Raw genomic sequence first — 8,688 nt, 5'->3', positions numbered from 1 at the left:
TGGGTCGGCGCCAACGGAAGTCTCCCTCCCCTTGTGGGGAGGGGCTAGGGGTGGGGGTCCGTGCCGGGCGGACATCTCAGGAATTCCACATGCGATAGCCCTGCCGCAAGGGGGGAGATCAGCCGCATCAACTTCTTCGCCAAGCTCTCGCAAGGTCGCCGTCAGCATGACCTCGGTCGATCCGATTTCCCCGATCCCAGAAGATCGACAAAAGATTCGAACCTTTTTCCTGGCTGCGACGACAGATGATCAAGAGGCGGATGGATCGCCTCGGTCAACGAAGCAAGGAGATCGTCATGTTCAAGAACACACTCGTTTCCGGCCTTATCGCCACCGCCGTCGCCGCCGCCACGCTGGCTGGAACCGTGCAGCCTTCGGCCGCTCACAGCCATCACCACAATCACGGCCTCGGCATCGGCATTGCTGCCGGCGTCGGCGGCTTTGTCCTCGGCAGCCTGCTCGCCCAGCCGCGCACTGTCTATGTCGACGAAGGCGGCGGCTCGTGGCATGTCCGCCGCTGCTACGATCGTTACGCCAGCTACGACGCGGACTCCGATACTTATCTCGGCCGCGACGGATACCGCCACTATTGCCGTCTTTAGAGGGGAGGACCGTTTCAGCAACAGAGGGGCCCATGCGAGCCCCTCTTCTGCTGTCTGGATGGTAGCGGTGCGTGCTCCACCGGCCGATTCAGCGCAGAAAGGATTGGCCCGGGCGGCAGACCGGGCGGTGTACAGAGATTTTCCGAGCGTCTATTCTGACCGCGAAACGCGGGGAGAGAGCCTTGGACGAGCAGGACCCCAGGGAAGACCTGGTCGAAACGGTTTTTCGCAACGGCACCGTCACCGCCGTCGGCATCCTGCTGGCGTTTTCGCTGGGCTTCATCACGCATTGGGCCGCCAACCTGATTCCCGTGGCAGACCTACCATCTTGTCGCCGTCCTGCCGATCCTGGCCGGCATTGCCTTGCAGATGCGGGCGCTCTCGCTGCTGCTCGACACGAAATGCCTGCAGCGGCGCATCTATGAACGTGCCAACCGCATCTTCATGGCCGGCCTGATATTCACCGCCTGCGGCGTCGGCATGGCCATCCTTCTCGATTTCTTTGATATCGCGACCAGGAGCGCGCTGCCCGGGACGGGCTGATCAGCCGGCTTGCACGCCGCCGATCATCCTGGTCACCTCGGCGGCGGCATCGCGCACCAGCGGGCCGATCTCGGCCAACCGCTCCGGCGTCACCCGCACCGTTGGTCCCGACACCGAAACGCCGCCGATCGGCTCGCCGAATTCGTTGAAGATGGCGGCTGCCACGCAACGCATGCCGGGGTGCCGCTCCTCGTCGTCGACCGACCAGCCGCGCAGCTTGATCCGCGCCAGATCGTGGGCAAGCGCCGAAATGTCTGAAAGTGTCCTGTCGGTGAAGCGCTGCAGGCCTGCCTTGCGCAGGATGGTTCCGACACGCTCCGGCTCAAGATGCGCCAGCACCGCCTTGCCGATGCCCGACGCATGGAAGGGGCTGCGCGTGCCCGGACGGAAGAAGGCGCGGATCGCCTGATGCGTCTCGACCTGGCTGACGAAGACCACGCAATCGTCCTCGGCGACGCCGAGATTGGCGGTCTCGCCGGTTCTTTCCATCAGCTCTTGCATGGCGACACGCGCGCGGTCGACCAGCTTGCGGCGGCGCAGGAAGGCCGCGCCCATGCGGTAGGTCTCGACGCCGATCGACCACAGTTGGTCTGATGTGTCGAATTCGACCATGCCGTGGTTTTGCAGCGTCGTCAGCATGCGATAGGCGGTGGAGGCGGCAAGGCCGCTCTGCGCCGAGATCTCGCTCAGCGACAGGCCGCTGCCTTCCGCGACAATGGCCAGGATGCGCAGTGCCCGGTCGAGCGACTGCACCGAACTGACCTCCGATGGCCCGTTGAAATCGCGCGGCCGGCCGCGCTGGCGTTTTTCGGTCGTTTCCATGCCGCCATTCTCGGTCGTTTCTCAAAATGCGCAATGAAAAAGTTTTTCACTACCATCACTAGCTGAATTCCTGGAAAACGAAAAACCCAATAAAATCAAAAAACTGATGCCGTTTTCTAGAAATGAAAAAATATTCTGAAAAAATTGAAAAATACCCGGCGTGCTGACATCCTTGGCCAATCCAACAATGACAAACCCCGTGGGAGGGCTGGAAAATGGCCAGGATGCGCGCTGTCGATGCCGCGGTTCTCGTTCTCGAAAAGGAAGGTATTTCCTGCGCTTTCGGCGTGCCGGGCGCGGCGATCAATCCGTTCTATTCGGCGCTGAAGGCCAGGGGAACGGTCCGCCACGTGCTAGCCCGTCACGTCGAGGGCGCCTCGCACATGGCGGAAGGTTTCACCCGCGCCAAGGCAGGCAATATCGGCCTGTGCATCGGCACATCGGGTCCGGCCGGCACCGACATGATCACCGGGCTCTATTCGGCGGCGGCGGATTCCATCCCGATCCTGTGCATCACAGGCCAGGCGCCGCGGGCGCGGCTGAACAAGGAGGACTTCCAGGCCGTCGACATATCAGCCATTGCCGCGCCGGTCGCCAAATGGGCGGTCACCGTCATGGAGCCCTATCTCGTCCCCATGGCGCTGCAGAAGGCGTTCCACCTGATGCGCTCGTCACGTCCCGGCCCGGTGCTGATTGACCTGCCGGTCGACGTGCAACTCGCCGAAATCGAATTCGACATCGATGCCTATGAACCGCTGACGCCGTTCAAGCCGGCCATGACGCGCGCCCAGGCCGAAAAGGCGTTGACCATGCTCAACGCGGCCGAAAAGCCGCTGATCGTCGCCGGCGGCGGCATCATCAACGCCGATGCGTCCGATCTGCTGATCGAATTCGCCGAGATTTCAGGCGTGCCGGTCATCCCGACCTTGATGGGCTGGGGCGCCATCCCCGACGACCACCGGCTGATGGCCGGCATGTGCGGGCTGCAGACCTCGCACCGCTATGGCAATGCGACGATGCTGGAAGCCGACTTCGTCTTCGGCATCGGCAACCGCTGGGCCAACCGCCACACCGGCTCCGTCGATGTCTACACCAAGGGCAAAAAGTTCATTCATGTCGACATCGAGCCGACGCAGATCGGCCGTGTCTTCGCGCCGGATCTCGGCGTCGTTTCGGATGCCGGTGCCGCACTGAAGATGCTGCTCGACGTCGCCACCGAATGGAAGACGGCAGGCAGACTGCGCGACTGGTCCGGCTGGGCGAGGGAATGCCAGGCCCGCAAGAAGACGATGAAGCGCAAGACGCATTTCGACCAGGTGCCGCTGAAGCCGCAGCGTGTCTATGAGGAGATGAACAAGGCGTTCGGCCGCGACGTCACCTATGTCACCACGATCGGCCTGTCGCAGATCGCCGGCGCGCAGTTCCTGCATGTCTACAAGCCGCGCAACTGGATCAATTGCGGCCAGGCCGGCCCGCTCGGCTGGACCTTGCCGGCAGCCCTTGGCGTGCGCGCCGCCGATCCCGACCGCACCATCGTGGCGCTGTCGGGCGACTATGATTTCCAGTTCATGATCGAGGAACTGGCGGTCGGCGCACAGCACAAATTGCCCTATCTGCATGTCGTCGTGAACAACGCCTATCTCGGCCTGATCCGCCAGGCGCAGCGCGGCTTTTCGATGGACTTCGAGGTCGACCTTGCCTTCGAGAACATCAACCGGGCAGGCGATCCCGAGGCAGGCTACGGCGTCGACCACGTTGCCGTCGCCGAAGCGATGGGCTGCAAGGCGGTCAGGGTGCGCAAGCCGGAAGAGTTTGCCGGAGCCTTCAAGGAGGCGCAGCGGCTGATGAAGGAGCACCGGGTGCCGGTCGTGCTCGAATTCATCCTCGAACGCGTCACCAACATCTCGATGGGCATCGAGATCGACAAGATCACCGAATTCGAGGAGCTTGCCGAAAGCCACGAGGATGCGCCGACGGCGATCGTGATGTTGGATTAGGAGAAAAAGAATGCCGCGTTTTTCAGCCAATCTGTCGATGCTCTTTGGCGAGCATGAGTTCCTCGACCGTTTCGATGCCGCCGCCCGCGCCGGCTTCAAGGGCGTCGAATATATCGGCCCCTATGACCATGCGCCTGATGTCGTCGCCGCCCGGCTGAAGAAGAACGGCTTGACCCAGGTGCTGTTCAACTTGCCGGCCGGCGACTGGGGCAAGGGCGAACGCGGTATTGCCGTGCTGCCGGACCGCGTGCCGGAATTCCGCCAGGGCATCGCCAAGGCGATCACCTACGCGCAGGCGCTCGGCTGTGAGCAGGTCAATTGCCTGGCCGGCATCGCGCCGGCCGCCGCCGACCGCAAGGTGCTGGAGGATGTCTTTGCCGAAAACCTCGCCTTCGCGGCGGAAAAGCTGGAGCAGGCCGGCATCAGGCTGCTGATCGAGCCGATCAACACGCGCGATATTCCGGGCTTCTTCCTCAACTATTCCGATCAAGCCTTGGCGCTGATCGACCGCGTCGGCTCGAAAAACCTGTTCCTCCAATACGACATCTATCACATGCAGATCATGGAGGGGGATCTCGCCCGTACCATCGAGGCTAACCTCGGCCGCATCGCGCATATCCAGCTTGCGGACAATCCCGGCCGTCACGAGCCGGGGACGGGCGAGATCAATTTTCCGTTTCTGTACGAGGATATCGACCGCATCGGTTATGCCGGCTGGGTCGGGGCTGAGTACAAGCCGAAGGCAGGGACGGAGGCTGGGTTAGGGTGGTTTCGGGAGTTGAGCGGGCAGGGCAGTGCTGCTGCTTAGCGGCCAAGGCCCCCTCATCCGGCCCTTCGGGCCACCTTCTCCCCGGTGGGGAGAAGAGACAGGCATCAACGTCGGCATTCTCTTCTCCCCTCGGGGAGAAGGTGGTCGCGCTAGCGGCCGGATGAGGGGGCGTTTCACACAACCTTCTGGAGAACCACAATGGAAACCATCGGCTTCATCGGCCTCGGCATCATGGGCGCGCCGATGGCGGGGCATCTCTTGGACGCGGGCTACAAGGTCATCACCAGCGACCATCGCTCCAAGCCGCCGGCCGATCTCGTCGCCAAGGGGCTGAAGACCGTCACCGGCCACGCCGCCGTGGCCAAGGCTGCCGACATCATCATCCTGATGGTGCCCGACACGCCGCAGGTGGCCGATGTGCTGTTCGGCGACAACGGCGTCGCGTCCGGCCTGGCCAGGGGCAAGCTGGTCATCGACATGAGCTCGATCTCGCCGATCGAGACCAAAATGTTCGCAAAGAAGATCAACGATCTCGGCTGCGACTATCTCGATGCACCGGTCTCGGGCGGCGAGGTCGGCGCCAAGGCGGCGTCGCTGACCATCATGGTCGGCGGCGAGGAAACCCCGTTCGAGCGCGCCAAGCCCGTGTTCGAGAAGATGGGCAAGAACATCACCCTGGTCGGGCCCAGCGGGGTCGGCCAGACCACCAAGGTGGCCAACCAGATCGTCGTCGCGCTGACTATTGAAGCCGTCGCCGAAGCGCTTGTTTTTGCATCGAAAGCCGGCGCCGATCCGGCCAAGGTCAGGCAGGCGCTGATGGGCGGGCTGGCGGCTTCGCGCATTCTGGAAGTGCATGGCGAGCGCATGGTCAAGCGCACCTTCGCGCCTGGTTTCCGCATCGAACTGCACCAGAAGGATCTGAACCTCGCGCTGGAGGGCGCGAAGGCGCTCGGCGTTTCCTTGCCCAACACGTCGACGACTCAGCAGCTGTTCAATTCCTGCGCGGCCAATGGCGGCGCCAAGGAAGATCATTCGGCGCTGGTCAGGGCGCTGGAGCGGATGGCGGGGCATGAGGTGGGGAAGGAGCGAATAGCGAATAGCGAATGGGGAATAGGGATTAGGGATTAGGGATTGCAGCCACGGATAGCCGGGATTCGACTTTCGCTACTCGCTACTCGCTACTCGCTACTCGCTACTCGCTAAAAACTTCCGCGCCACGTAAAGGCTGATCGCCGCGGCATTCGACACGTTGAGCGAATGGATCGCGCCGGGCATGTCGAGCCGCGCCAGCGTCGTGACCGTCTCGCGGGTCTTCTGGCGCAGGCCCTTGCCTTCGGCGCCCAGCACCAGGGCGATCTTTTCCCCGGCAAAGCTCTTTTCGAGTTCGGCCGGCGCGTCCGAATCAAGCCCGATGGTGCGGAAGCCGGCCTCGTGCAGCTGGCCGAGTGCGTCGGCGAGGTTCTTCACCTCGATCTGGTCGATGTGCTCCAGCGCGCCGGAGGCGGATTTCGCCAGCACGCCCGATTCCTGCGGGCTGTGGCGGGCCGTGGTGATCAGCGCGCCGGCGCCGAAGGCGACCGCCGAGCGCAGGATGGCGCCGACATTGTGCGGATCGGTGACCTGGTCGAGCACCAGCACCAGTTTCGCGTCGCCTAGTGCATCAAGCCGCTTCGGCTTCAGTGGCTCGGCCTCGATCAGCACGCCCTGATGCACGGCATCCGACCCGGTGATCTTGTCGATGTCCCTGGGTTCGACCAGTTCCGTCTTGAAGGGCAGGGCGGCGAGATCGGCGATTTCCAGTCGCTCGGCCGCATTGCGCGTCACCAGCATCTTCCTGATCTTGCGGCGCGGATTGTCGAGTGCGGCGCGCACCGTGTGCAGGCCGTAGAGCCGCACCAGGCCGTCCGCGGCATTTTCGCCCGGCGGAACCGGCTGTCGGGGCCGGAATGCCGGCGCGCCGCCGCTTTTCTCGTCGCGATAGGCGCGGCGCAGCTTGGCGTAATGGGTGTCTTTGGGGGTGTTGGTTTTGTCGCTCATGGCTGGCTTCTATAGCGGTGTCCTCCGGCCAAGGATATGGCCTGTCACTACAGCCGGCGAACAGAAACGAAAAACCATGGTTGCGCGGTTGACACCCAATGGGCTTGCCGCCATAAGGCGCTGCGCTGGTTTCGGAGAACACATAACTCGGGTCCGGATCGGCGTGAATGCCTCGTTGCATGGCTCCGGCGGCAGACTGGAGAGGTGCCCGAGTGGTTAAAGGGGACGGACTGTAAATCCGTTAGCTTAGCTTACGTTGGTTCGAATCCAACCCTCTCCACCACTGCCGGCCCGGAAGCCCTGAAACGTGACAAGAATCGGACCGAAAAGTGCATGGCGCTTTTCGGATGAATCCGGTACTTCAGGAACGGCGCGGGTATAGCTCAGTGGTAGAGCAGCAGCCTTCCAAGCTGAATATGCGGGTTCGATTCCCGCTACCCGCTCCAGACGCTCATCCCATCACCGCAAGCCGAAACACTGCGCACGAGGCGCGCAGTGCTCCAATTGTCGTGGCTGCGCCGCGTCAGCTGTTGAACGCGGTGGCGACCTGGTGCTGCTGCGGCACCTGGCCGTTCGGCGTCAGTCTGTCGACGATGCCGGGCAGGGCGGTGGACAGTTGCTTGAGCAGTTCCTGCTCGTCCAGCCCGGTCCGTTGCGCGATCTCGCGACTGATCTGCGGTCCGATCGCGGCGCCAAGATCGTTGGCGTTGATCGGCTGGTTCTGCCCGGTGCCGACCCAGGAGTCGGCGGCATTGCCGTGGCCGGCATTTCTGAGCTTGTCGAGCAGGCCGCCCAATCCGCCAGCCAGGCCACCATCGGCGGATGTGGTTTCCGTCGGGACGGGGGCGGTCGGAGCGGGCGCGGGAGACTGCTCTGGCTCTTCGGCATTTCTGCCGCTCAGCATCTTGCCGACCAGCAATGCGCCGAGCGCGATCATCAGGGGTTTGGTGATATTGCCGCCGGGAACGGCGTTGTCAAAAAGTCCCATCGTGGATCCTCCATAGCGACCAAGGCCCGACCCCTCCTCGACAATGAAGCATTCGAGCGGAATTTCAAGCTGGCTTGAGGTTTTGACAATCCTATGAAAATGTTCGGCTGGCGGGGGGATGGAGAGGAAAAAATGGGTATCATCAGCTGGATCATTCTCGGCGTGGTCGCCGGCTTCATCGGCAGCAAGATCGTCAACAAGACCGGCCAGGGTGTCGTAATGGACATCGTGCTGGGCATCGTCGGCGCCATTGTCGGCGGCCTGATATTCAGTGCCTTCGGCGCGTCAGGCGTCACCGGCCTCAACATCTACAGCCTGATCGTTGCCGTCATCGGAGCGGTGGTCGTCCTGTGGGCTTACCATCAGTTCAGCGCAAGGCGGACGCTTTAGGCGCCTGCGGATCGTTTGAGGGTTTCGAAGTTCTGCTGAGGCAAGACCGGCTTCAGGCCGGTATGCTCAGCAGTGGCTTGCCTATGGCATCGGGGCGGCGAAAACAAAGACCGGCGTTCCCGCAATGAAGCGAGGCTAGGCGACGACGGCCAGCCGCCGCTGACGCTGATCCAGCGAGACGATGGTCAGCCCGCTGCCGACGACCAGCAGAATGCCGCAAATGGCCAGCGCGTTGGGGAACTGCCCGAACACCAGCAGGCCAGAAATGACCGCCCAGACGGTGAAGCAATAGTAGAACGGCGCCACGGCGCTGGTCGGTCCGATGCGATAGGCCATGAAGATGAAGAAATGGCCGAAGATCAGGAAAAATCCAGCACCCGCCATCAGCAGCAGGTGATGTGCCCCGGGCATGACCCAGCGCTCTGAAACCAGATGCGCGGCGCCGGCGCCGATCAGCACCACCACGACGGCGGAAATCGCCACGATCATCCCCGGCACCTCGGCCGCGCCCCGCCGGCCGGCAAGGTCGCGCGCCGCCGC

At 63.1% G+C, this 8,688-nt stretch carries 10 protein-coding genes and 2 tRNA genes; 8 read left to right on the top strand and 4 right to left on the bottom strand.

Annotated elements, in window-relative coordinates; all coding sequences use genetic code 11:
- The first annotated feature begins 296 nt into the window (after nt 1–296).
- Together EOB49_RS12905 and EOB49_RS12900 are read left to right on the top strand one after the other, a co-directional pair.
- Nucleotides 297–602: a BA14K family protein gene (locus tag EOB49_RS12905; protein WP_127268086.1), complete on the top strand. Its 306-nt coding sequence runs from the start codon at nt 297–299 to the stop codon at nt 600–602.
- Nucleotides 603–784: 182 nt separating this feature from the next.
- On the top strand, nt 785–1,027 hold the full coding sequence (locus tag EOB49_RS12900) for a hypothetical protein (RefSeq protein WP_245472676.1): 243 nt from the start codon (nt 785–787) through the stop codon (nt 1,025–1,027).
- A gap of 118 nt (nt 1,028–1,145) precedes the next feature.
- On the opposite strand, the gene bhcR is transcribed toward EOB49_RS12900, so the two are convergent.
- Nucleotides 1,146–1,967, bottom strand: coding sequence for an HTH-type transcriptional regulator BhcR (gene bhcR, locus EOB49_RS12895; protein ID WP_127381204.1), 822 nt, complete (start codon nt 1,965–1,967; stop codon nt 1,146–1,148).
- A 215-nt stretch (nt 1,968–2,182) separates the two neighbouring features.
- Here bhcR and gcl point away from each other — a divergent pair, with 215 nt between their 5' ends.
- The 3 genes from gcl to EOB49_RS12880 all read left to right on the top strand — a co-directional run bounded on the left by gcl (nt 2,183) and on the right by EOB49_RS12880 (nt 5,861).
- Entirely contained in the window at nt 2,183–3,964 is a 1,782-nt protein-coding gene (gcl, locus tag EOB49_RS12890; protein ID WP_127381203.1) for a glyoxylate carboligase, read from the top strand.
- Between the two features lie 10 nt (nt 3,965–3,974).
- Nucleotides 3,975–4,772 (top strand): 2-oxo-tetronate isomerase, encoded by a 798-nt coding sequence (gene otnI / locus EOB49_RS12885; RefSeq protein WP_127381202.1) that lies wholly within the window; start codon nt 3,975–3,977, stop codon nt 4,770–4,772.
- Nucleotides 4,773–4,931: 159 nt separating this feature from the next.
- Nucleotides 4,932–5,861: a 2-hydroxy-3-oxopropionate reductase gene (locus tag EOB49_RS12880; protein ID WP_127381201.1), complete on the top strand. Its 930-nt coding sequence runs from the start codon at nt 4,932–4,934 to the stop codon at nt 5,859–5,861.
- A gap of 57 nt (nt 5,862–5,918) precedes the next feature.
- Here the strand turns inward: EOB49_RS12880 and EOB49_RS12875 are convergent, their stop codons facing one another.
- Nucleotides 5,919–6,770, bottom strand: a complete 852-nt coding sequence (locus EOB49_RS12875) for an RNA methyltransferase (protein WP_127381200.1) — start codon at nt 6,768–6,770, stop codon at nt 5,919–5,921.
- Nucleotides 6,771–6,968: 198 nt separating this feature from the next.
- Between EOB49_RS12875 and EOB49_RS12870 the strand changes: the two genes are divergently transcribed.
- Nucleotides 6,969–7,053: transfer RNA gene (locus EOB49_RS12870), tRNA-Tyr, on the top strand.
- 89 nt (nt 7,054–7,142) lie between these two features.
- Nucleotides 7,143–7,216: transfer RNA gene (locus tag EOB49_RS12865), tRNA-Gly, on the top strand.
- 77 nt (nt 7,217–7,293) lie between these two features.
- On the opposite strand, the gene EOB49_RS12860 is transcribed toward EOB49_RS12865, so the two are convergent.
- Complete coding sequence (locus EOB49_RS12860; RefSeq protein ID WP_127381199.1) at nt 7,294–7,758, bottom strand: YidB family protein; 465 nt, start codon at nt 7,756–7,758, stop codon at nt 7,294–7,296.
- A 132-nt stretch (nt 7,759–7,890) separates the two neighbouring features.
- Between EOB49_RS12860 and EOB49_RS12855 the strand changes: the two genes are divergently transcribed.
- Nucleotides 7,891–8,148, top strand: coding sequence for a GlsB/YeaQ/YmgE family stress response membrane protein (locus EOB49_RS12855; protein WP_127322984.1), 258 nt, complete (start codon nt 7,891–7,893; stop codon nt 8,146–8,148).
- 135 nt (nt 8,149–8,283) lie between these two features.
- Here EOB49_RS12855 and EOB49_RS37580 read toward each other — a convergent pair.
- Nucleotides 8,284–8,688, bottom strand: a 405-nt coding sequence (locus EOB49_RS37580) for a DMT family transporter (protein WP_245472674.1), incomplete at its 5' end; no start/stop codon positions are given.

The organism is Mesorhizobium sp. M7A.F.Ca.MR.148.00.0.0, assembly GCF_003997735.1.
Classification (GTDB): domain Bacteria; phylum Pseudomonadota; class Alphaproteobacteria; order Rhizobiales; family Rhizobiaceae; genus Mesorhizobium.
The sequence above is the reverse complement of the archived record's forward strand: the minus strand, read 5'-3'. Positions and strand labels throughout refer to the sequence as shown.